Annotated in this window: 14 protein-coding genes; 13 read left to right on the plus strand and 1 reads right to left on the minus strand. The window is 57.2% G+C overall.

Annotated features, from left to right (window positions below):
- The first annotated feature begins 4 nt into the window (after positions 1-4).
- The 8 genes from QOY30_RS07545 to QOY30_RS07580 all read left to right on the plus strand — a co-directional run bounded on the left by QOY30_RS07545 (position 5) and on the right by QOY30_RS07580 (position 15211).
- The gene (locus tag QOY30_RS07545; protein ID WP_283744018.1) at positions 5-1603 is read left to right on the plus strand and encodes a multicopper oxidase domain-containing protein; all 1599 of its coding nucleotides are present in this window, start codon (positions 5-7) and stop codon (positions 1601-1603) included.
- 17 nt (positions 1604-1620) lie between these two features.
- A complete protein-coding gene (locus tag QOY30_RS07550) occupies positions 1621-10263 on the plus strand; it encodes a hypothetical protein (protein ID WP_283744019.1) in 8643 nt (2880 codons plus the stop codon).
- Positions 10264-10288: 25 nt separating this feature from the next.
- Entirely contained in the window at positions 10289-10735 is a 447-nt protein-coding gene (locus QOY30_RS07555; protein WP_283744020.1) for a hypothetical protein, read from the plus strand.
- Between the two features lie 111 nt (positions 10736-10846).
- Entirely contained in the window at positions 10847-11326 is a 480-nt protein-coding gene (locus tag QOY30_RS07560) for a hypothetical protein (protein ID WP_283744021.1), read from the plus strand.
- Positions 11327-11397: 71 nt separating this feature from the next.
- Positions 11398-12195: a LolA-like protein gene (locus QOY30_RS07565; RefSeq protein WP_283744022.1), complete on the plus strand. Its 798-nt coding sequence runs from the start codon at positions 11398-11400 to the stop codon at positions 12193-12195.
- A gap of 5 nt (positions 12196-12200) precedes the next feature.
- Positions 12201-13097 carry a LolA-like protein gene (locus QOY30_RS07570; RefSeq protein ID WP_283744023.1) on the plus strand — a complete coding sequence of 299 codons (897 nt, stop codon included), beginning with the start codon at positions 12201-12203 and terminating at the stop codon, positions 13095-13097.
- Between the two features lie 76 nt (positions 13098-13173).
- A complete protein-coding gene (locus QOY30_RS07575) occupies positions 13174-14793 on the plus strand; it encodes a cytochrome c/ABC transporter substrate-binding protein (protein ID WP_283744024.1) in 1620 nt (539 codons plus the stop codon).
- A 94-nt stretch (positions 14794-14887) separates the two neighbouring features.
- Positions 14888-15211, plus strand: coding sequence for a hypothetical protein (locus QOY30_RS07580; protein ID WP_283744025.1), 324 nt, complete (start codon positions 14888-14890; stop codon positions 15209-15211).
- Positions 15212-15267: 56 nt separating this feature from the next.
- Here the strand turns inward: QOY30_RS07580 and QOY30_RS07585 are convergent, their stop codons facing one another.
- Positions 15268-15795, minus strand: coding sequence for a lytic transglycosylase domain-containing protein (locus tag QOY30_RS07585; protein ID WP_283744026.1), 528 nt, complete (start codon positions 15793-15795; stop codon positions 15268-15270).
- Between the two features lie 416 nt (positions 15796-16211).
- Here QOY30_RS07585 and glgB point away from each other — a divergent pair, with 416 nt between their 5' ends.
- Genes glgB through QOY30_RS07610 form a run of 5 tightly spaced genes read left to right on the plus strand, consistent with a single transcriptional unit; the run spans position 16212 to position 24596 of the window.
- Positions 16212-18383: a 1,4-alpha-glucan branching protein GlgB gene (gene glgB / locus QOY30_RS07590; RefSeq protein WP_283744027.1), complete on the plus strand. Its 2172-nt coding sequence runs from the start codon at positions 16212-16214 to the stop codon at positions 18381-18383.
- 18 nt (positions 18384-18401) lie between these two features.
- Complete coding sequence (gene pgi / locus QOY30_RS07595) at positions 18402-20048, plus strand: glucose-6-phosphate isomerase (RefSeq protein WP_283744028.1); 1647 nt, start codon at positions 18402-18404, stop codon at positions 20046-20048.
- A complete protein-coding gene (glgA, locus tag QOY30_RS07600) occupies positions 20045-21475 on the plus strand; it encodes a glycogen synthase GlgA (RefSeq protein ID WP_283744029.1) in 1431 nt (476 codons plus the stop codon). Before pgi ends, glgA begins: the two co-directional genes overlap by 4 nt.
- A gap of 52 nt (positions 21476-21527) precedes the next feature.
- A complete protein-coding gene (gene glgC, locus QOY30_RS07605) occupies positions 21528-22811 on the plus strand; it encodes a glucose-1-phosphate adenylyltransferase (protein ID WP_283744030.1) in 1284 nt (427 codons plus the stop codon).
- A 36-nt stretch (positions 22812-22847) separates the two neighbouring features.
- On the plus strand, positions 22848-24596 hold the full coding sequence (locus tag QOY30_RS07610) for a glycoside hydrolase family 57 protein (RefSeq protein WP_283744031.1): 1749 nt from the start codon (positions 22848-22850) through the stop codon (positions 24594-24596).
- Positions 24597-24667 lie beyond the last annotated feature (71 nt).

Consider the following 24667-nt stretch of genomic DNA (forward strand, 5'->3'; position numbering starts at 1 on the left):
AGCCATGAGCCAACTATACGCAAAGAACTTACTCGGGCGCCTCCTGGTGGTTGCTATGACGGGCTTAACCACATTGCTTGCCGGTACTGCGCAAGCGGCGGCTCCCGGCATAACTGGCCCGACCTTTTATCTGACGGCACAAACGGCTAACCTCAATCAGCCCGATGGGGCGGCTGTTTACGCTTGGGGCTACGGCTGTGACACGGCGCATACGCCGAGCGGTTTCAATCCGCCAGTATCCCTGATGCCGGGCGCTAATTGCCCAACGATGCAGGTTCCAGGGCCCACGCTGATCGTCACGGAAGGACAGACGGTTACGGTGAATCTGACGAATAATCTCCCCACAGCGGCTGGCAACACATCAATCCTGTTTCCCGGCTTTCAGGCTGCATCGACGGGTGGCGTGGCCGGCCTCCTGACACAAGAGGCGGCGCCCGGCGGTACGGTGAGCTATACGTTCACTGCGACTTCGCCGGGGACACACGCCTACTACAGCGGGACGCAAGGCGACCTGCAGATTGAGATGGGCCTGTACGGCGCAATCATCGTGCTGCCGGCCACCGTCCCCACTGCTTGTACGACAGGCTACGCTGCAAAGAACCTTTCGGCGGAAGCGGCTCATCATGAATCTGACTTCCGGCTGTCAAAGTCCGCCTACGACCATCCCAAAACCTGCTACGACAGGGAGTACCTGTTCCAGTTCGCTGAGATGGATCCCAACATTCACAACCAGGCATTGGCGCAGGTCACGGCTTTGGCTGGCTGCATTGCCGGGGCTCCGGCATGCAGTCTTGAGGTTCCGACCGAGCCTTACCACCCAGCCTACTTCCTGATCAACGGACGTTCCATGCCGGATGACATGGACGCCAACTACGCAATCGAATATCCGCATCAGCCCTATAACGGGAATCCTCACATGCATCCGGGGGAACAAACGCTGATCCGCGTCATCGGCCAAGGCCGGTGGCAACATCCGTTCCACGAGCATGCGAATCATGTGCGCATCCTCGGGCGTGACGGGAACCTCATACAGACTCCGCCCGACTCGACTGGTGCCACCGAGCTTGCCGGGATGCTGATGTTCACCACTGACACCACACCGGGCCAGGCGTTCGATGGGATTTTTTACTACACGGGGAGGGGCTTGAACTGGGATATGTACGGTCACAATCCGGTTTCCGCTGATCCGCTCGCTTTGCTCACCTGTACTCCGGATGCCAACGGCTACAACACTGGAGATCCGACCGCAGTCAACTATTTCGAGTGGTGCCAGGATCACAACAAGCCGCTGCAAGTCGCTCCATTCGGGGATGTCGCGAGCGGTGGCCCCGCCACTCTTCCAGATCCGAACATCCTGACCAATGGCGCCTGGTACAGCGGCAGTCCCTATCTAGGGCCGGATGCGACCACCCGCGCGACTGGTCCCACCAGTGTTTTTCAGCCCTCCAACATTCAGGCCAATCCATCCAACGAGCGCGGCTATGCGTTTATGTGGCACTCGCACAACGAGCGCGAGATCACTACCAACAATGTATTCCCCGGTGGAATGCTGATGATGATGCTGATTGATTCCCGTGAATTCGTGATCGACGAGTCTAATTAGGAAAGAGGAGAACTGCAATGAGAGACAACATACTCAAGCTGAATAAGCTAGCAGCGGCTACAGCACTGTCCGCTTTCCTATTGGCGAGTGGAGCGTCATTCGCGCTCAATCTGACTGCGGGGCCGGCCACCGCAACCCTGCCTGATGGTGCAACGATACCGATGTGGGGCTACAGCTGCGGCACGGTCGTGTCCGGCGAGACCGCGACCTGCGCTGCGTTGAATACTAGCGCGGGTGCCGGCGGTTGGTCCCCTGTCGTGATTACCGTTCCGCCGGGGCCCCTGTCGATCAACCTGACGAATAATCTCTCGTTCACGCCGACTGGCGGCACGACTCCCAACACCGTGCCCACTTCACTGGTGATTGTGGGTCAGTTGGGCGGAGGTCTCGGAGCGCCGCAATATGGGTCAGTTACGCCCCACGCCGCGCAAGTCGGTACGACTTGGCCGATCGCGGGTGGTACCGCGAGCTTTACACCTCCGCCGCAAGGGCCACGTGTGCAATCGTTCGGCACGGAAGTAGCCGCGACCGGTGCGACCCCGACGACCGGAGAGTGCGCCTCCGGATGTCCACTCACCTGGAGCAACCTGCGGCCGGGCACCTACCTGATTGAGTCCGGTACACACCCGTCTATACAGGGTCCCATGGGCCTGTATGGAATCCTGGTGGTCACCACGGCGCCCAGCACGAGTTCCTCAGGCACGGCATATCCGGCAGTAGGGACTACCCCCGCCGTAACCTACAACGCTGAAGTCCCGCTGCTTTTCAGCGAAATCGATCCAGTCCAGAATGGCGCCGTCCAGACCGCAGTCAGCACTGCGGGTTTCAGCGAGACCAAGGTGTGGTCCGGTCAGCCCGGTGGTTGCGGCAATCCCAACTCAGGCGTCGGGATCGTGAACACCTGCTATCCCCCAGCGGTGAACTATACGCCGCTCTATTACATGATCAACGGCGTCGCGTTTAACAAGACTCATGCCGGGATTTCGTTGTTCCCGGCATCGCCAGGCTCGGCAACGGCCCCGATCACAGGGAACGTTTTGGTGCGCATGGTGAATGCCGGCTTGCGTATGCATGTGCCGTCGATCGTAGGCTCTCTGACTGGCGGCACTCCGGCAGTAGGCAGCACTCCGGCAGCGTCACCGTCCTCAGGGTTTGCACTGATCGCGGAGGACGGCAACAGGCTGCCCGGCATTCCCAAGGTGCAGAGTGATGTATTTATGGCTGCGGGCAAGACTTACGACGTGATGGTGAATGTCCCTGCCGCTGGCGGGACAGCGCTTCCGGTGTATGACCGCGAATTGAGTCTCTCAGGCAATGCGATCGAGCGCGATGCAGGCATGCTGGCTTACATTAGTGTTAATGGTGCCGGCCTTCCGGCTGCGAGTTCGCTCGGCACAGCGGTTGCCAGACCGGATACCTACAACTCCCTGGTTGCAGGTCAGGCTTTCAGCGTGTCGGATCCGTCCAGGGGTTTGATCGCTAACGATACCAATGTCTATGGCGTTAAAATATCCACACCGCCGAGCAATGGCACGGTCACTCTCAGCGCCAACGGCACGTTTACTTATGTTCCCACAGGGACCGCCACCTCAGATTCCTTTGGGTATTGTGCTAACGGCACGACTACAGTGTGCGCGACGGTGACTCTGGCTGCGGCGACGATCGAGGGTGCCTCCGGCATCACTTGTACTGCGACCACGTACAATGCGAGCATGGCCACGTACCTGGCTGTCAAGACACCAGGTGTCCTGGCAGGTTGTAAAGACGCCGCGGGCTATCCTCTTACCGTTAATACGTCGACGGTTACAGCTGCCGGGATGACGGTTCATTCGGATGCGAACGGCGGGTTCACAGCCATCGCCCCGGGGCCGGGCACCTATACGTTCACGTATCAGGCGCAGAACTCCCAGGGAACGCTTAGTACGGGCACAACCATGACGGTCGTATTCCCCGCGGGGAGCGGCTTGGGCGTCACAGTTCTGGACGGTGGCGACAAGAAGACTCCAATCACCGACTATCGCTGGGTAATCGAGGAAGACCGGACGTTCTACATCGATCCGTCGTGTACGACCAACCCGCCTACAGGATGCCCGAGTGCGGGGCTCGGCATCGTTCCAACCTTGGGAGTCAACTTCCACACCAGCTACATGCCCTACGTGGCGCAGGGCTGCACCGGCCCGCTTTCCTGCGAAGCAGGCCAGACCGTTATCGATCCGAAAACAGGATCTCACGTGAAAACGGTCTGCGACATCAGCAATGGCGTTTGCAGGCCTGATCTGACAGGGAACGGAATGACGCCGGTCTTTCCCAGCCAGGTCGCTCTGGATCCGACCAAGCGCTATTACATCTCAATCCTGCCGGGTGACGCGGCCAATCCGTTTGGTGCCGGGTATACGGGGACACCGGATTGCTCAAAGACGGGAATGGCCGCTGGTCATTGTGGTCACGGCATGGGCGGCGCTCCGATCGGAGCGACATGCCAGACGACCGGCACCACGACGACCTGCGTAGCGCCGCTCACCGGAGCCACTTGCACGCCGGTAGCGGGTGCAACGACCTGTATTCCACCGGTCACAGTGTTGGCGCAGCCCGCGCCCTACCAGCCGGGAAAACTTTCCGTGCTCGTGTTCGAGGACGACTTTCCGCTGAACGGTGAACAGGATGGTGGAGGCGGGGTCGACGTCCTGTCTCCGCAGGAACCGGGTCTGGGAAGTTTCCAGATCCACCTGTGGGACGCGATGGCTCAGAACGGTGATTTCACCGGCCAGATGACCTACGACATGTTCAACCAGCCGCTGACCAACAGCCTGGACGGAACGATAGATCCGAATACAGGACTCAATGCCTGCCCGATTACAAAACTGGGACAAGGTGTCACCGGCATGATCGTGACCTGCCCGAAGTACGAAGGTGACGGCAAGACCCTTTCCCCGTTGGCCGGCCAGGCGGTGGTCAACAACCTGATGCCGGGACGGTTCGGCGTGGTTGCAACGCCGGGGGCGGACCGCATCGCACGGGGTGAAGAATGGCTGCAGACCAATACACTGGATGGCCAGAAGGCACACGATGCCTTCGTCAGGATCGGCGAGCCGAGTTACTTCCAGGAGTTCGGGCCTGCGGGCTACCACGTCATGATCGGCTTTGCGAACCCGAAGATTATCAGCAGCCGCCTGAAGGAACTCTGCGCGGGCACCGATCCCAGCGCGCCACAGTATCCGGCAGCTGCGAGTTGCGGCAACACACTGAAGGGCACGATCACCGGCCAGCGTCTGAGCCGGACGCCGGATGAAAGACTGTACGAAAGCGGTTCGCGCGATACCTACTATTGGACCCAGTGCTACGTCAGCGTCGGCGATCCCGACGGCGAAGATTTCGCCTTTGCCAAGTGCGACGCCAAAGGCAATTTCACCCTCACCGGCCTTCCCGACGGCGACTGGCGAATCACGACTTTCGACCAATGGAACGATCAACTGGTGGACGGTCTTTCGACACCTGTCAGGCTGGGCTCGACAACTAGTTTTTGCCCGGGTTCAGGATCCTCGCAGCACAATTGCAACATGGGAAACATCGCGTCGACCCAATGGCAGACCAACCTTTACACGCGAACCTTTATCGACGACAACAAGGATGGACTCTCCCAGTCCTCCGAGGCGGGAATACCGTTTGCAAACGTCGCGGTCCGGCTGCGCGACGGCAGCCTCGAGAACCTGCTCGTCACGGATTTCACAGGTACTGCGAATTTCAACGAGACATTCCCGCTGTTTAGCTGGTACACCGTTGAAACTGACGTGACCCGTTACAAGAACACCGGTACCCACGTGGTTTACGACGTTGGTGGGCCGGCCGACCAGACATTGACTACCTGCGGCGGTTCCGCGCCTGGTGCCGGATACCCTCCATGCGGAACGTCAACGATCGGCAAGAACCTGGCCAATACCGCCGAGCAGGTCTCGCTGCCGGTCAATCTCCGCCTGCCGGGCGCCGTCTATTGCGCCGGTGCGGACTGCACCGGCAAGACAATTCAGGCTCCGGCCAGCGATCCGCCCAGCGTATGCACCACCACTAATGGTGCGACGACCTGCAGTACCCAGCTCTCCTCGGGCCGTATCGATCCGCCGTGGGTTGGTGGCGTCGAGGGCTGGCAGGGCTTCCCGGGCCAGAACAATTTCCTCGAATTCGGCAAGGAGCCCTATGTTGCCGGTGAGAATGGCGGCATCAAGGGCCACGTCGTCTACGCTTCGACGCGCCCGTTCGATGATCCGCAGATGCTGGTCCAGACGCAGTGGGAACCACTGGTCCCGCATGTCACGATCAACCTGTACCAGGAGGGGGTTGGAACGGATGGAATCACCCCGACGTTAACGCTGGTGGACCATACGCAGACCAGCAGTTTCGACGATTGGGCGCAGGGCTTCCATACGGATGCCAGCGGGAAAACCGTACCGAATATGAACTGCCCGGGCCAGGGCGGGGCGCCGGGCACGCCTGGGGGAACCGCGCTCGCAGATCTGTTCTTCTTCTCGCTGTACAACCAGCCGGAGTACCTTGACTTTTACAACTCGCAGCACGGCGGGGCGGCTCCAACTTCGCTGCCGTACAACTCGCAGTTCAAGTGCTATGACGGCATGCACAACTGGAATCAACTCCAGCCGGCACCCTACGACGGCATGTACCAGTTCCCCAGCGTGACCTCGATGGATCCGGCGACGGGCAAGCCCAATGGTACGAATTGCACGATCTGCCAGGCCAATAACCTTAGCGCTACGACCCTGCCGACGAGCGATTTGTACTACGGTCTCCCGCAACTGCCGCCCGGCAAGTACGTGGTGGAAGTGGTGGTGCCCCCCGGCTTCGAACTAGTGAAGGAAGAGGACAAGAACATCCTGATCGGTGACAACTATATCGCGCCGGTGACGCAGCAGTTCGGCGGTCTGGGCAACATATTCATCCTGCCCGACCAGGCTTCGGTGGGCGCAGCCTACAACGCGAACAACGCCCTGAATCCGACACAAGGTCTGGGCACCAAGCCGAATAACCAGATCGTCCCGGGATTCGTGCCTGAGCCTACTTGGCCATGCGTCGGCGAAGCGCGGATCGTACCGGACTATATCAGCCTGTTCCCCGGTTCCAAAGAAGTGGCGCCGTTCGCCGGAGCGACCCGTCGCCTTTGTGATCGCAAGGAAGTGACGCTGAACGACCAGATGGGCGCGATCGCGAAGTTCTATGTCTATACCTCGATCCACATCGCCTCCAAGTTCACCGGCGGCATCACGGACGACTACACGTCGGAATTCGATCCGTTCTCTCCGCAATTCGGCGAGAAGTTCGCTCCGCCCGATCTGCCGGTATCCGTCCGGGACTGGGCAGGGAACGAAACCAACCGCGTGTATGCGGACCACTGGGGCGCGTACAACGGGATGACGTACTCGACTTGGGAAGTCAATCCGCCCAACCCGACCGGATATGCACCGACGATGATGGTGTTCTGCATGAACGATCTGGGGCCGACGGCCGACATACGATCGACGATCATTAATTCCGCCGGGACGGTAGGCCCCAATCCGAACTTCGGGAAGATAGGCACGGATCCGTTGTTCACTCAGGGTTACAGCCAATTCTGTTATGAACTGCCGTTCATGCCCGGGACAACCCAATACCTGGATACGCCCGTCGTACCGACATCCGCCTTCGCAGGCGCAGGGTATAACAATGCGGACTGCGCCTATCCGGATGCCACACCCGCAGTCAAGGAAGTCGACGGCGATGGCATCGGTCCCTGGGTGAGCGCACCGGGCAAGACACTGACGATCACCGCGCTCGGAGATCAGCAAGTGCCCAACAACGCCTACAACGGCCCGTCGGCGACGACTGCGCCCTACAACCAGAAGACCGTCAACCGGCACTTCGGCTTCGGCAATACCCCAGGTACCGTCGCCCTGGTAGATAAGCATGGTGTTTCTCATCCGCTCACGAGTGTGAGCTGGAGCGATTCGACCATTACCGGTCAAGTGCCTGATGAGGTGGCGGAATGTGCCATCCAGCAACAGGCACAATACGGCGGCAAGACCGCGAGGTGCGGCCAACTGGTCATCACGGCGGCAAACGGCAAGGAGTCGATCGACACCGTGACCGTGACGATCGGCGGCAAGGCCCCGACGCGCTTGGCAACCGATAATCCGTTGACGCAAAATGGCCCGGGTTCGATTCAGCAGGCGATTGACGCTGCCGCTCCGGGCGACCTGATCATTGTTCCTGCCGGTACGTACAGCGAGATGTTGCTGATGTGGAAGCCGGTCCGGTTGCAAGGTGTCGGGGCCGCCTCTAGCGTCATCAACGCGACCACGCAGCCTGGAGGCAAACTGGATCCATGGCGCCGGCAAGTCAATTGTCTGTTCGGACTGACGCTCGCCGGCTGGCCTATCTCGGGCACGAATCCTTACGATCCTTCCGGAACATACACGTGCTCGGCGGCCATGCAGTTCCAGGTGGACCGGATACCGACCGAGGCGACCATTGGCTGGGATGCCACACTGAACGGCAATCTTGCCGAGATGCTACAAGAGCCTTCGCTGATGGGCGCTCTTGAAGGAGCTGGCATCACAGTCCTGGCCAAGGGCGTGAATTTCCCGGCCGGACAAGATCCATTCCAGCTCAACGCCGGAGAAGCGGCCTTCCCGACTGGCACCACGCTGCTGACAAGTGCCGACTGTACAACTGGTTCAGGCGGAAGCAATCCGAATCCAAGCAACTTCCAGTGCAACCCATCGGCTATTGACGGCTTGGGCATCACCGAAAGTTCACAGGGTGGCGGTGCGGTCTTCTTGCACGCCTGGGCACATAACATTCAAATTGCGAACAACCGGATTACCGCCAATTCCGGAACGCTTTCGGGTGGCATCAACATCGGTCAGGGCGAATATCCGCCTTCGTACACCGCGGGCGCCGCGAACCTGGCGCCGGGTTCCTGCGAGAGCAGTGAAATTGCGGGTGTTCAGCTGCCGTATTGCCATAACCTGAACGTGAACGTGCACCACAATGCGGTCACGCTGAATTCCTCCACCGGCGACGAATTGTTTTCTGCGACGCCGGCGGGGGCAGGCGGTGTCACTTTCTGCACCGGCGCCGACTATTACAAGTTCAACTACAACTGGATCTGCGGTAACCTGAGTAGCGGGGACGGCGGCGGCGTGGCTCACGTCGGATTCAGCAAGAACGGTGAAATCGAGCACAACGTGATCGTGTTCAATCAGAGCACCAACCCGACGATTCCGACCAACGGTGGTGGTATCGTCGTCATGGGTGCCCCCGACGTGGATCCCACTTGCGGTGCAACGACCGACCAGGATTGCGTGTCCGCTCTCGGCTCAATCGGGCCGAGCGACGGCATAGGCCCCGGATTGAAGATCAATGGCAACCTGATCATGGGTAACGCTGCGGAAAGCGGAAGCGGCGGCGGCATCGCCTTGCAAAACGTCAACGGTGCTGAAGTGCTCGCTTTCCCGAACAAACCTGCGCAGTGGTACGGGGTGAGCGTCACCAACAACATCATCGCCAATAACGTCGCGGGCTGGGACGGAGCAGGCATCTCGCTGCTGGATGCGTTGAAGGCGAACATCACCAACAATACGATCGCTTCCAACTCGACCACGGCGACATCGGGAACGCTGTTCAACACCCTGGGGGCGCCGCTGGCCAGTACCCAGAATACCACCAACAATTGCGTCAACTCGGCCACTGGCTGCGGAAATACTTCGCTGCCTGAGCCTTCCGGCTTGGTGAGCATCCAGAACAGCGCGATTCTGGTGGCGAACATGAAACAGCTGCCCGCGGCGACACCGATCATATGCCCGGACGGCTACTATGCGCCCGGTACGGCAGCCAAGAACGGGACATGCAAGAGTATCTCGTATCCGGTGCTGGCCAATAACGTGTTCTGGCAGAACAGTGCCTACTATGTAGGCGTGGACTCATTCAGTACGCAATACCAGCAGGCCGTGGTCACGCTGTTCAACGCGTTTACCGGAACAAAGCCCGGGACCCAGACGACAACGGGTGCCTGCGTTCCAGCCAGCTATTGGGACATTGGCGTGCGCGGCGACACCAGTGCGACACCGAATTCGGGTTCAGGCTTTACCCTCAACCCGACTTATTCGGTGCTGACGAGCACTGCAGGTTATAGCGGAGCTTCGCAGCACAACATGGCATCGCCTCCGGGCTTTGTCAGCCAGTACTGCGACGGTGGACGCATTCCTCCAGAATCCGGAGTGTCGGGCTGGGCTGTGCCTCCGGGCATTTCGGATGCGAGCGTGCCCAATCCGATCTTCAACTTGACTCCGGTAGCAACAGTGGACGAAGGCAACAACTGGGTCAATCTGCGGTGGGGGCCGCTGACGACGAACAACCCGACAGTCAAGGGGGCGGATGGAAATTATGGCGGCGGCTTGCCTCTTGGCGACTACGCGCTGGTGTCGACTTCCCCGGCCATCGATTACGTGCCTGTTGGGCAATCGCATCCGTCGACGGACTTCTTCGGTAATCCGCGGCCGGATCCCTCCAACCTGAGCGCATTTGACGTCGGCGCGGTCGAGTTTGTACAGGCGAGTGTGGTTTTCACCGTACCGCCTCAATTCAATCAGGCTCTGCCCAATCAGGCACAGTAGCAACTGGAAAATTAAGGAGGTAATCATGTTGAAACACTACCGCGAACTGATGCTTCTCTCTTTGCTTTTCGCTTTTGCCGTCATATTAATGGGAAGCGCCAGGGCCGAAGAAGAGCACGATAAGGAACATCAGGCTACGAATCGTTCCGATCGTTCCGAGCCAGACAATGTTGGGTCGAAGTTGGCCGTGAAAACGGGCGTGATCACGGTGACCAATCGTGGCTACGGGTCTCTCACGATTACAGCGGATCCTGAAGTCACCAGAATCTCGGGCTCCGGTAGCTTCGCGATCGTGGCGCCGTCCAACGGAACCCCCTGTGCAAAAACGCTGGTGGTCGCCGGTAAAGGGGGAACGTGCACGATTGGTGTGCGCTACACGCCATTGGATACGGAGATGTCGACTGCACGCGTGACGCTGGCGGATACCGGGGGAAAAACCGCCACCCAGGAAACGATAATCAGTGTCAGGTAGGCGAATCCGGGACGGATACCGGATTCGCCCCTGCCTGGTCAAAACCCGTCTAATTCGGAGGTTTGCGCGGTTATGTTCAAATGCTCTGTATCAAGCACATTGATTATCGGGATGGTTCTCGCTATTGGCGTCTTCGTTTCCACCGCCCATGCGCAGCCGGCTCAGGCAGAAAAATCTTCCGCGCCGGTCAAAATGGTGCCCGTCGTCGCAACTCCAACCCGCTATCTGCCGAATCGGTTGCCAAAACGAGCCCGTATGTATTTCGGAGGCATTTGGGGAGTTGACTCGTTGCGCATCAAGAGGGTGGAATCGGGCGAAATCATTCGCTTCAGCTGGCGCGTGTTGGATGCGGACAAGGCCAAAGAACTCAACGACAAGAAGGCCGAGCCTGCTTTGATCGACCCGCAGGCACGGGTAAGTCTCGTGGTCCCGTCGCTGGAACAGGTCGGGCAATTGCGCCAGAGCGCCCCGCCCGAGGCGGGCAAATCCTACTGGATGGCATTTTCGAACCAAGGCAGGTTGGTGAAACGCGGAGATCGCGTTAGCGTGTTGATTGGCCAATTTCGGGCTGACGGACTGGTGGTGGAGTAGGTTTACCTTCCGCCGGATCGTCGCTGGTTTGAGCGCAAATTTTGGTGCGTATTTAAATGGGGGATGCAAACATGAGACGATTTCTCTGCCTGGCATGTTGTCTGGTTTCACTCACGGCGTCGGCTGCTGTTTCCAAGAGCCACAACGCACCTGCGGGCAAGCTGACCGCGGCCCAAATCGTTGCCAGAAATGTGGATGCCCGCGGAGGACTTGAGGCTTGGCGGGCCGCCAAAACATTGACGATGACCGGCAAATTGGAGGCTGGCAGTGAAAAAAATCCGGAGCTGCCGTTCGTACTCAAAATGAAGAGAGCGCACATGAGCCGCTTGGAGATTCTCTTCCAGAATCAAACAGCGGTGCAGGTCTACGACGGTGTGCAAGGCTGGAAGGTACGACCATTCCTGGGGCGCAGTGAAGTCGAGCCGTTTACCGCTGATGAGAGAAACGCGGCGGTGGACTGGCAGGAACTGGATGGTCCGCTGATTGATTATGCCAAAAAAGGAATCAAGGTAAAGTTGCAGGGTACGGAATCCGTGGAAGGACAGCGCGCTTACAAACTCAAGCTGACCATGAATAACGGCGTAGAGCGGCATGTGTGGGTCGACGCGAAAACATTCCTGGAACGAAAAATTGACGGCGAACCCAGAATGCTGGACGGCAAACTCCGTAATGTCGCCATTTTTTACCGCGAGTACAAAAAAGAGAACGGACTGACCATGCCTCACATTCTGGAAACCGTGGTCGATGGGGGCAAACAACCGTACAAGATGCACATTGAGCATGTGGCGATCAATCAGGCGATGGAGAATGCCTTATTTGCGAAACCCCAGTTGGCAGTGGCCAACGCATCCATGCAGCAGAACAGGTGAATGCCATGAGAATGATTGCAACTTGGGCATTGGCGTTGAGCTTTTCAGGTCTTGCGGTGGCCATTGAGCCTGCAAATGAGCAGGGACTGTCAGCGATCCAGATTGTCGAGAAGAATGTTGCCGCAAGAGGAGGCCTGGATGCATGGCGGAAGGTTCAGTCCATGGTGTGGATAGGGCACATCGAAGGAGCAAATGTTCCAGAACCGAGGTTGCCGTTTGCCCTTGAAATGAAGCGTCCCAATAAAACGCGCTTTGAGGTCAAAGCGCAAGGCCAAACATCTGTGCGCATGTATGACGGGGCTCACGGCTGGAAGGTGCGTCCGTCGGGCAACGGCAGGCCTGATGTGCAGCCATACTCGTCCGATGAGTTGAGATTCGCGCGTGATGGGCAGGTCATCGACGGGCCGCTCATGGATTATCAAGCCAAGGGAATTGCGGTTGCGCTGGAAGGCATTGATGATGTCGAGGGGCACAAGGCTTATCGCTTGAGCGTCAAGTTGCCATCAGGCAACAGCCATCATGTGTGGGTCGACGCCAAGACATTCCTGGACATCAAATACGATCGCATTTTCCGCAACAAATTTGGCCAGCCTGGCTCGGTGGCGGTGTTCTATCGCAACTACCAGACGATTGAGGGGCTTCAGATACCGCTCATGATCGAAAGCGGTGCGGACACTGGCAAGGTGACGGAAAAACTGGTGATAGATAAAGTCTCACTGAATCTGCCACTGGAAGATCGGATGTTCGCCCAACCCGGTGTACCGGGTAGGCGTAGCATGGCTCCCGCCGGCATCAACTCGCCCAGGGCGGGCCGTCAAATGGACGGATCGGCGTTATCCATGCCCGCAGAGATGCCGAGGTTCAGCCCCCAATCCGTGCCCGGTTCGGGGGCGACTCACTAATGCGCGCCCCCTGGTCATGAATATTTGTCGCATGTTCAGGTTCTTGCGCGTAGCCGCATCAATTTGTGCAGGCGCCGTGATTCTCCTGATCGTCGCACTGGTCTACCCGATGGGCTACGCACGTGCCGATTCGATGACGAGTGCAGGTGAGGCAATCTACAGACGCGGCACTTTGGAATCGGGCGTACCGCTCGTGGCGTATCGCGAGGGCGGCATTCGCATGGAGGGAGCGGATGCGGCCTGCGTCAACTGCCACAGGCGCAGTGGTTTCGGCGTCAGAGAGGGCAGTATCCCCATACCGCCGATCACTGGCATGTATCTATTGCGTCGTGGTGACCACGGTACCGGAGATCAATCCCTGCCGTATGTCGAAACGATGCATGTTGGTCATGATCCTTTATATACCGATGCGACCCTCGCAAGAGCGATCCGCGAAGGTGTTGATGCTGCAGGAAAGCCGCTTAGCTATCTGATGCCGCAATTCGAGCTGAACGACGCAGATATGGCGGCGCTCATCAGCTATCTGAAAAGTCTGGACCAGCGGAAGACGCCCGGCGTCACGGACACGGTACTGCACTTTGCCACCATCATCACGCCGGATGCCGATCCCGTTAAACGTCGCGGAATGCTCGATGTGATCGAGCGCTATTTTGCCGACAGAAACGCGGTTCAATTTGCTCCGTCACCGCGCCTGCGCACGTCCAACAAGACAGCGTGGGCGAACACGATGTTCATGGTTAATCGCCGCTGGCAGCTGCATGTGTGGGAGCTGACCGGTCCGGCGAACACATGGGAGGAACAGCTGAAGCAGGATCTCGCCAGAGAACCGGTACTTGCGGTTGTGTCTGGACTGGGTGGCAAGAACTGGGAGCCGGTTCACGCCTTCTGCGAGCATGAGGTCCTGCCTTGCCTGTTTCCGAACGTCGAGGTACCCCCAATCAATGCCGACCGGGATTTCTATTCCCTGTATTTTTCAAGGGGAGTGCTGCTGGAAGCACAGCTGATAGCGAACAGGATACTGGAATCAGGCCGCGGCAAGGTAGTGAGCCAGATATACCGCGCCGGCGAGAGTGGCGAGCCAGCCGCCGAGGCACTCGGCGCAGCGCTTAAATCCCATGGCATTGCCGTGCATACTCATGTCCTTGCGCTGGGTGCGTCAGGCCGGGGTGTCGCCAAGGCCTTGCGCAAGGCTTCAAGCGCAAATGTGCTTGTCCTATGGTTGCGTCCACCCGATGTTGCTGCGCTCGGCCGTGCTCCCGCCTCGCCTGGTGTGGTGTTCATGTCTGGATTAATGGGGGGGCTCGAGTATTCGCCGCTACCGCCGAGTTGGCGCAGCCGCACGCATCTTGCATACCCGTTCGATTTGCCGGAAAAGCGGATCGTACCCGTCGATTACGCGCTCGGCTGGTTCGCAATCCGGCACATTCCGGTCGTGGACGAGCAGGTACAGGCAGATACGTTCCTTGCGTGCGGTCTGCTTGCCGAGACACTCAGTGATATGGCCGATAATTTTGTGCCCGATTATCTCGTCGAGCGTGTCCAGGACATGCTTGCCCACCGAATCATTACCGGATATTACCCGCACCTGTCGCTTGCACCAGGCCAGCGTTTTGCATCCAAAGGTGGATATGTCGTTCATTTCGCCGATTCCAGGGATGGCCGTTTGATTGCGGACTCCAATTGGCTGGTGCCGTGATCCGGAGCAGTTGTTATGGCAACCGTTTTCCATATTTGCAGAGCAATGCGCTGGATGCATGCCAAGGAATGCTAACAAGACAGAGAGGTTGATCATGAAGAGAATACAAATTCTTGTTTTTGTTGCGGCGCTGGCATATCCAGCAATTGATTTTGCGTCCTCTTCAGTCGATCCCGGGCAATTGGGACGCATGAGGGGCATTTTGACTGCCTGTAGTAGCGTCAATCCACGGGAAGCATCGAAATATCTTCTGGAGATTAAGACGGTGATCGGCGATGCCACAAAAGAAACGGTAGATCAGGTTGCCGGTGCGGAGGAATACAAGCAGGCGTATCACGACGTCACCGAGGAGCTTGGAAGCATGAACCGGGACGAGATGGCACGAGCTTGTACAAATTACCTGGCGACAACAAATTAGGGCCTGTTAAGGCGATCTGCTGACTTAACGTCATGCACGACCTGCATTCATCCAGCTCAATACGACTGGCTTGCCTGGTACTTTCTGTAGAAGTGCAATACCTTTGGCACATAGTCCCTGGTTTCGCGATAGGGAGGGATTCGGTTGCCATTCCGTGCTACCGCAATTTCGCCTGCGTTGTATGCGGCAAGCGCCAGACTTACATCTCCGTTGAATCTGTTCAGCAAGTCACGTAGATACTGCGCCCCGCCCTGGACGTTTTGTGCCGGGTCGTACAAGTTGTCAATTCCGTATTGATTGGCGATGTTCGGCATGAGTTGCATCAAGCCGACCGCGCCTTTATGTGAAACGGCCTTGGGATTATATTTGGACTCTACCGTGATTATCGCGTGGAGCAAAGCGCTATCCAGGCCATACTGTCTGGCAACTCCTCTAATGAGTTGGTTATAACCGGATTTGCCTGCAAGGTTGATAGAAGGCTTGTCGGCTTGAGCCGGTGGTTCTGTCTCTGTCGTTGGTTCCAGCGGTGCCGAAATCAGCACCTTGTATTGGTCATTCTTTTGAACATTGCTTAGGTAAACCATGCCGTCATTGCCTGTGTATTCATATATGTCCGCCTTGGCTGGCAATGAACAGCAGAACCCGACCCAAAATAACATACGCCATGGCAATCTCATTGGAAGTATCTCCTTCCTGCAGGAATCAAGAGATTCTTTAAAGTTGACTTGAACTAAGGTACTCGATATGGATGTCCCATTCAATACAGCGAAAACTGTATATTTGAAAAAACAGGGAATATTCGTTTAAATGTTGCAAATGGGTAGTTCGTATACGCGCCGGTGTACTGGAAAAGCGCGATCGGACTGGCGTATGTCTCACCGCAATGAAATCATATCTGCCCGCTATACGCCTCAATTATTGGTTACAGTTTAACTACACTTTCGCTTTTGAATTGCCCCACTCGTGCTAAAAGGCTATATTGCGGCTGAGGAGCGAAAAGATGCCTAGTGATACCCAAAACAAGCGCTCCATTCTAGAAGCGCGCCATCATGACCCCTTTTCATATCTGGGGTTGCATCAGAACAGGTCCGGTTGGGTTCTGAGGGTTTTTCAACCCCATGCCACGGAGATTTCCGTTCACGACGGAGATACTTGGCAACCGCTTGTGCGCGACAGTTCCAATGGTTTCTACCACTGGCAGGGCAAAAAGGCGTTGCCTGCACGCTGCCGCCTGAAGCTGAATTTTTTTAATCACGCCATCGAAGTGCATGATGCTTACTGTTTCGGCAGCAGCATCAGCGAGCATGATCTCTATCTTTTCTCACAAGGCCGGCTGGAACAGGCTTACCGCATGCTCGGCTCGCACCACATGGAGTGCGACGGGGTGTGGGGAGTGCGTTTCGCCGTGTGGGCACCGAATGCCGAACGAGTCAGTGTGGTGGGAGATTTCAACGGCTGGGACGGGCGTGTGTGTCCGATGCGGGCGCTGGGCAGTACCGGTGTTTGGGAACTCTTCATGCCGGATATAGGGCTGGGTGAGTTCTACAAATTCGAGATACGCAACCGCAACTCCGGAGAAGTTTTCGTCAAGACCGATCCTTACGGTTTGAGCTTTGAAAGGCGTCCCGGCACTGCTTCCAGAGTTGCGGTGCTGGATGGCTATGAGTGGCGCGATGCCGCTTGGCAGGATCGTCGTGCGAACCGCGACTGGATGCACCAGCCATTGAACGTATACGAAGTGCATGCCGGCTCGTGGAAACGTCACTGGGACGGGCGTTTCTACAATTTCCGCGAATTGGCCGACAGCCTTGTGCCCTATGTGCAGGACATGGGATTTACACATATCGAGTTGATGCCGATCAGCGAGCATCCATTGGACGAATCCTGGGGCTATCAGACCACCGGTTATTACGGCGTGACCAGCCGTTTCGGTACGCCGGATGATTTCCGGTATTTCGTCGATGCCTGCCACGTCGCCGGCATCGGCGTGATCCTCGACTGGGTGCCCGCTCATTTTCCGAAGGACGCTTTTGCCTTGGCACGATTTGACGGCACTGCGCTATATGAGCACGAAGATCCCAGGCTGGGCGAACACCAGGATTGGGGTACGCTGATCTTCAATTACGGTCGCAACGAAGTGCGCAATTTCCTGCTGGCCAACGCGCACTTCTGGTTGAGCGAATTCCATATCGACGGCTTGCGCGTGGATGCGGTCGCCTCCATGCTATACCTCGATTATTCGCGTCAGGCTGGCCAATGGCTGCCGAACAAATACGGCGGGCGCGAGAACATTGAAGCGGTGGATTTCTTCCGCGAGCTGAACGTGATGACGCACGAGCGCTTTCCCGGCACGCTGACCCTTGCCGAGGAATCGACTTCCTGGCCCATGGTATCGCGCCCTACATATCTGGGCGGATTGGGATTTTCCATGAAGTGGAACATGGGCTGGATGAACGACACACTCGATTATATCGAGCACGAACCGGTGCATCGCCGTTACCACCACAACAGCCTCACTTTCGGCCAACTCTACAATTACACCGAGAACTTCATGCTGCCGTTCTCGCATGATGAAGTGGTGCATGGAAAAAAATCCCTCCTCGACAAGATGCCTGGCGACACTTGGCAGAAATTCGCCAATTTGCGCCTGCTGTTTACCTACCAGATGACTTATCCGGGCAAGAAACTCAATTTCATGGGCAATGAATTTGCACAGGGACACGAGTGGAAGGTGGGTTCGGAGCTGGATTGGTACCTTCTCGGGCGCGGCGAGCACAGCGGGGTGCAGTCTGCCCTGCGCGACCTCAATCGCCTGTACGCAAATGTTCCGGCGCTGCATGAGCAGGATTTCTCGCCGGAAGGCTTCGAGTGGCTGGATTGCAACAATGCGGATCAGTCGGTGTTGAGCTTTCGCCGTTTCGCACGCGACGGTTCATGTGTGGTGGTGATTCTTAATTTCACGCCGGTGCCGCGGGAAAATTATCGCGTCGGCGTGCGGCACAAGGGTCGTTACCGCGAAATATTCAATAGCGATTCGCATTTTTACGGCGGTTCCAATATGGGCAACGGGCTGGGGATGGATACCTCGGACATCAGTTGGAACGGCGAACCGCAATCGTTGACACTGACATTGCCGCCGCTGGCCGGGGTCGTGTTGCAGCGAGTGCTTTGACGGCATCAGGGGGAGAGTATGTCTGCATTGACACAATCAACAGCCTGGCAAGCTTTGCTTGCCCATTACGCTGCAAATAGACAGCTTTCGATGCGTCGTTTGTTTGACGACGACCCAAATCGCTTCGGGCGTTTTTCCCTGCGTCTGGACGATCTGTTGCTGGATTATTCAAAGAACCTTGTCACCCAAGAGACGATGGCGTTGCTGTTCGCACTGGCACGCCAGTGCGACGTCGAAGGCTGGCGCGACAAGATGTTCTCCGGCGCGAAGATAAACTCTACCGAGCAGCGCGCGGTGTTGCACACGGCCCTGCGTGCGGCGCTGGATACCAAGCATGCGCCAATTGTGGTCGATGGACAGGATGTGCTGCCGGGCGTGCGCCGGGTAATGGACAAGATGCGCGTCTTCAGCGCAAGCGTACGCGACGGGACGTGGCGCGGCTATTCCGGCAAGGCCATCACCGATGTCGTGAACATCGGAATCGGCGGATCATTCCTCGGGCCGTTGATGGTGTGCCGGGCCTTGCATCCCTATGCCGGCAAGGTGAAGGTGCATTTCGTTTCCAATGTCGACAGTACAGACTTGCTGGAGAATCTGGCGACTCTCGACCCGGAGACCACGTTGTTCGTCGTTGCCTCCAAGACTTTCACCACGCAAGAGACGCTGATGAATGCGCGGTCGGCACGCGACTGGTTTCTGCGCAGCGCCGGCGACAACAGACACGTCGCCAGACATTTCGTGGCGCTTTCGACCAATTCCAAAGAGGTCGCAGCATTCGGCATCGATGTGGCGAACATGTTCGAATTCTCCGACTGGGTAGGCGGGAGATATTCCCTGTGGTCGGCGATCGGACTGCCCATTGCATTGGCGGTCGGCATGGATAATTTCGAGGAACTGCTGCGCGGCGGCTACGAGATGGATACGCATTTCCGCACCGCGCCACTGGAACAGAACATGCCGGTGATCCTGGCCTTGCTGGGCATCTGGTACAACAATTTCCACCGTGTCTCGACTCAGGCGCTGTTGCCTTATGACCAGACGCTGGAATTTTTCGTGCCGTATTTCCAGCAGGCCGACATGGAGAGCAACGGCAAATGCGTTGACCGCGATGGTGTTTCCGTTGATTACCCGACCGGTCCCATTCTGTGGGGCGGTATCGGCACCAACGGGCAACACGCGTATTTCCAGAATATTCACCAGGGTACGCAGATGGTTCCGGCAGATTTCATCGCGTCGGCGCAGGATTTTCATCCGCTGGGCGAGCATCATCCGACACTGCTGTCGAATTTTTTTGCACAGACTGAAGCGCTGATGCGCGGCAAGACCGAAGCGGAAGCGCTGGGCGAGTTGAAAAATTCCGGCCTGGAAGCAAAAGCCATCGAGGCGCTGCTGCCGCACAAGGTGTTCCCAGGCAACAAGCCCACCAATTCCATGCTGTTCGAGAAGTTGACGCCGCGCACGCTGGGCCGACTGATTGCGCTCTATGAGCACAAGATCTTCGTACAGGGCATCATCTGGAACATCAATTCTTTCGACCAATGGGGCGTGGAACTGGGGAAACAGTTGGCTACCCATATCCAGGCCGAGTTGCGCAGCGGTGCAGAAATCTCGGCGCATGACTCGTCCACCAACGGATTGATCCATCACTACAACGCTCTCAAATGAAGATACTTTTCGCCACTTCAGAAGTCCACCCGCTGATCAAGACCGGCGGTTTGGCCGACGTCAGCGCTGCGCTGCCTGCCGCCCTGCAAGCGCTGGGGGAAGACGTGCGGTTGTTGATACCTGGGTATACCCCGGTGTTGGACAAGCTGGAAAACAAGCGCACGGTCGCAACCTTTGCGGTGTTCCCGGGGCAGCCCGAGGTGAGGCTGCTGGGCGCAAAGATGCCGGAGACCGGAGTGCCGGTATATGTGCTGGATGCGCCGCAATACTATTCTCGCGTGGCGGGACCCTATCAATACGAATTGGGCGGCGACTGGCCGGATAACGCAATGCGTTTCGGCATGTTGTCCAAAGTGGCTGCCACGCTGGGCAGCGCTCTGTCGCCTGTCGCCTGGCGCGCCGACATCGTGCATTGCAACGACTGGCAGAGCGGTCTCGCTCCGGCCTATCTGCAAATGACCCAGAGCACGCATGCGAAGACGGTGATGACAGTTCACAACATGGCGTTTCAGGGTAATTTTGACCGCGACTGGCTGGAGCCGCTCGATCTGCCCCAATCCTGCTTCGATATGCATGGCGTGGAGTTCAACGGTTACTTGTCCTTCCTCAAAGCGGGCTTGCATTACGCCGACCGTATTGTGACGGTCAGTCCGACCTATGCGCGTGAAATTCAAACAACCGAGATGGGCTATGGCATGCAGGGATTGCTCACGGCGCGCAACGGCGATGTCAGCGGTATTCTCAATGGTATCGACGATCAGGAATGGAATCCGGCGACCGACAAATATCTTGCTGCCACTTATGACAGCGGTGATCTGGCGCCCAAAGCAACAGTCAAACTGGGCTTGCAGCAACGCCTCGGTCTTGAAACCAATGCCAATGCGCCTGTACTTGGTGTTGTGAGCCGCCTGACCTATCAAAAGGGATTGGATTTGCTGTTGGAAAGTCTGCCCAAATTGCTGGATGGCGGTGCGCAACTGGTGGTGCTGGGCAGCGGCGAAGTGGATCTGGAGCGGCGCTACCAGCAATTGGCGCATCGTTATCCGGGTAGAGTCTCGGTCACCGTGCGTTTCGACGAGGCTTTGTCGCATCAGGTCATGGCGGGCGCAGACATTTTCCTGATGCCGTCCCGTTTCGAACCCTGTGGCCTGAACCAGATGTATGGCATGCGCTACGGTACGCCGCCGGTGGTGCGCCGGACAGGCGGTCTGGCGGATTCGGTGATCGACGCGAAAGAGGCAGACGGTACCGGCTTTGTGTTCGACGAGACGGATTCAGCCGTTTTGTATCGCACCATTGTGCGGGCGATCGAATGTTATCGCGACGAAAATAATTTCAAAAGAATACAACTTAACGGCATGCACCGCGATGTCGGCTGGGGCAACAGTGCCCAACGATATATTGACCTGTACCGGACGATCACATAAGTAATCATAAGTAATGTTTTTGGGAAGTGACTAAAGGGGAGGAGGGAGCATCATGGTACAAGAAATGCGTTCACCACGATTCATCAGTGCATTGACCAAGAACACCGTAGCCCTGGTGTTGGCGGGAGGGCGAGGCAGCCGGTTGCACAACCTGACGGACTGGAACGCGAAGCCGGCAGTGCAGTTCGGCGGCAAGTTCCGCATCATCGATTTTCCCCTGTCAAATTGCATCAATTCCGGCATCAGGCGCATCGGCGTGGTGACACAATACAAGGCGCACACGCTGATCGAGCATGTCCAGAAGGGCTGGGGTTTTCTGCGCGGCGAGTTCAACGAATTCCTGGCTTTGCTGCCCGCGCAACAGCGCATCCAGGAGGAGTGGTATCGGGGTACCGCAGATGCGGTGTTCCAGAATATCGACATCCTGCGCGGGTATAATCCGGAGTACATCGTGATTCTTGCGGGAGACCATATTTACAAGATGGACTACGGCGAGATGCTGGCGTATCACGTGAGCAGCGATGCGGATATGACGGTGGGCTGCGTTGAAATGCCAGCGTCCGAATCGTCGTCGTTCGGCGTGATGACCGTTGGCGAAAAGGACCGAGTCATCAAGTTTACCGAGAAACCTCCAAAAGGAGATGAGATTCCGGGAAAACCGGGCCGTATCCTGGCGAGTATGGGCATCTACGTGTTCAACGCCCGGTTTTTGTACGAACAGCTGATTCGCGATGCGGACACCAAGAAGTCCACTCACGATTTCGGTCACGATATCATCCCCTACCTGATCGATCGTTATCGTGTGTATGCACACCGTTTCGAGAAGAGTTGCGTCGGCACGGCTGACGGCGTTGAACCCTACTGGCGCGATGTGGGAACCATAGATGCCTATTGGGATGCCAATATGGAAATGGTCAATGTGACCCCCGCTCTGGATCTGTATGACAAGAACTGGCCGATCTGGACGTACCAGGAACAGCTGCCGCCCGCCAAATTCGTATTCAATGACGAAGGCAGGCGTGGTGTGGCGATCGACTCCATGGTTTCCGGCGGTTGCATCATCAGCGGCGCCAGAGTGCACCATTCCTTGTTGTTCTCGGATATTCGGGTTGGCGCGCGCAGCGAGATCGACGATTCGGTGATCCTGTCCGGCGCACGAATCGGGGAAGACGTTAAACTGAATCGGGTGGTACTCGACAATAATTGTAAAATACCGGACGGAATGAGGATCGGTTTCGACCATGAGGAAGATGCACGTCGTTTCCACGTATCTCCCGGCGGTGTCACACTGGTGACCCCGGACATGCTGGGGCAGTCGATTCACCACATCCGATGAGACTTTTGGAATAAATTGCAGTCAATGGAAAGCGCCATGCCACAAAGCAACATGCCACAGAACACAGACAAGAAACTTCAGCTCATTCTGTGCTGGCACATGCATCAGCCGGATTACCGCGAATATCTGCACCACGGATATGTCCTTCCCTGGACGTATCTGCATGCCATGAAGGATTACACCGATATGGTTTATCACCTTGAGCAGCATCCCAAGGCGAAGGCGGTGGTTAACTTTGTGCCCATTCTGGTCGAACAGTTGCATGATTACGAACAGCAGTTCAAGAGCGGCCACATCCGCGACGCGCTGCTCAGGATGCTGTGTCACGAGCATCTGGATGAATTGGGGGACGAAGCCCGGCAACACATTCTGGACAGTTGTTTCAAGAGCAACCATACCAAAATGTTGAAGCCATACCGGGCTTACCAACACCTGTTCGATTTGCAGGCATTAATGGATGGGCACGGTCGCGAGAACGTGACCTATCTGTCCGGACAGTATCTGGCCGATTTGCTGGTCTGGTACCACCTGGTGTGGATGGGTGAGAGTATCCGGCGCAGCAGTGAAACGGTGGCGCGGTTGATGACCAAGGGCAGCCAGTTCACTTTTGCCGAGCGCAAGGAGTTGTTTGATCTGATAGGCACGACCATTGCAAACATTGTGCCCCGCTACCGGAAGTTGGCCGAACTCGGGCAGATCGAAATATCCTCCACCCCGTACAATCATCCCATCATGCCGTTGTTGCTTGATTTTGCTGCGGCGCGTGAGAGCGAACCCAACGCACTTTTGCCCCAATCCGCGCAATATCCCGGCGGGCTTTCGCGGCTGCATTCTCATCTGTCAAATGCCGTGGCGAGCCACAAACAGAATTTTGGTGCCGCACCTCACGGGATGTGGCCGTCCGAAGGCGGTGTGTCGCGAGCGACGTTGAAGGTGCTGGCGGAACACGGTTGCGAATGGACCGCGACCGGACAGGCGGTGCTGGCCAACAGCCTGCTGCGCGAAATGAACGACTATCCCTTGCCGGGCAGTTCGGGCTATCTGTACAAACCTTATCTGGTTGAGACCGGCGGCAAGCCTATCTATTGTTTCTTCCGCGATGACCACCTGTCTGACAAGGTCGGCTTCGAATACGCGAAGTGGAAGGGCGACGATGCCGCCGCCGATTTCGTCCATCAACTGGAGGAGATATTGCGCAACTCACCCGGCGCGGATGATCCCGTGGTCACGGTGATCCTGGATGGCGAAAACGCATGGGAATATTATCCTTACAACGCCTATTACTTCCTGTCCGAATTGTATGCCAAACTGGAAAACCATCCGGATATCCGCACCACCACTTTTCATGAATGTGTGCGGGGTCTGGACGGACAGGATGCGTGTGTGACGCCGAGCAAATTGCAGCAGCTGGTGGCGGGCAGCTGGGTATACGGCACATTCAGCACCTGGATCGGTTCTCCCGACAAAAATCGCGGTTGGGATCTGCTGTGCGATGCAAAACGCAGTTACGACATTGTCATGGCGAGCGGACGGCTAAATGAAGAGGAAATGCGCCTGGCCACCGAACAGCTTGCAGATTGCGAAGGTTCGGATTGGTTCTGGTGGTTCGGTGATTACAATTCGGCGCTGAGCGTTGCGTCGTTCGACAGCTTGTTCAGGCGCAACCTTTCCAACTTGTACCACTTGCTCAAGCTCAGGGCACCGGAGGAACTGCAACACGTACTCAGCGTAGGCAGCGGCGCACCTGCGATGGGCGGGACCATGCGCCGTTCCGAAGTGGTTTGAAATTAGTTGAAGTGGCTGAGCATGACTAAAGCGATTTCGTTGTTGCAGTGTTGGTATTCGTTCACGTTTGT

It is taken from the genome of Sideroxydans sp. CL21 (genome assembly GCF_902459525.1).
Classification (GTDB): Bacteria; Pseudomonadota; Gammaproteobacteria; order Burkholderiales; family Gallionellaceae; genus Sideroxyarcus.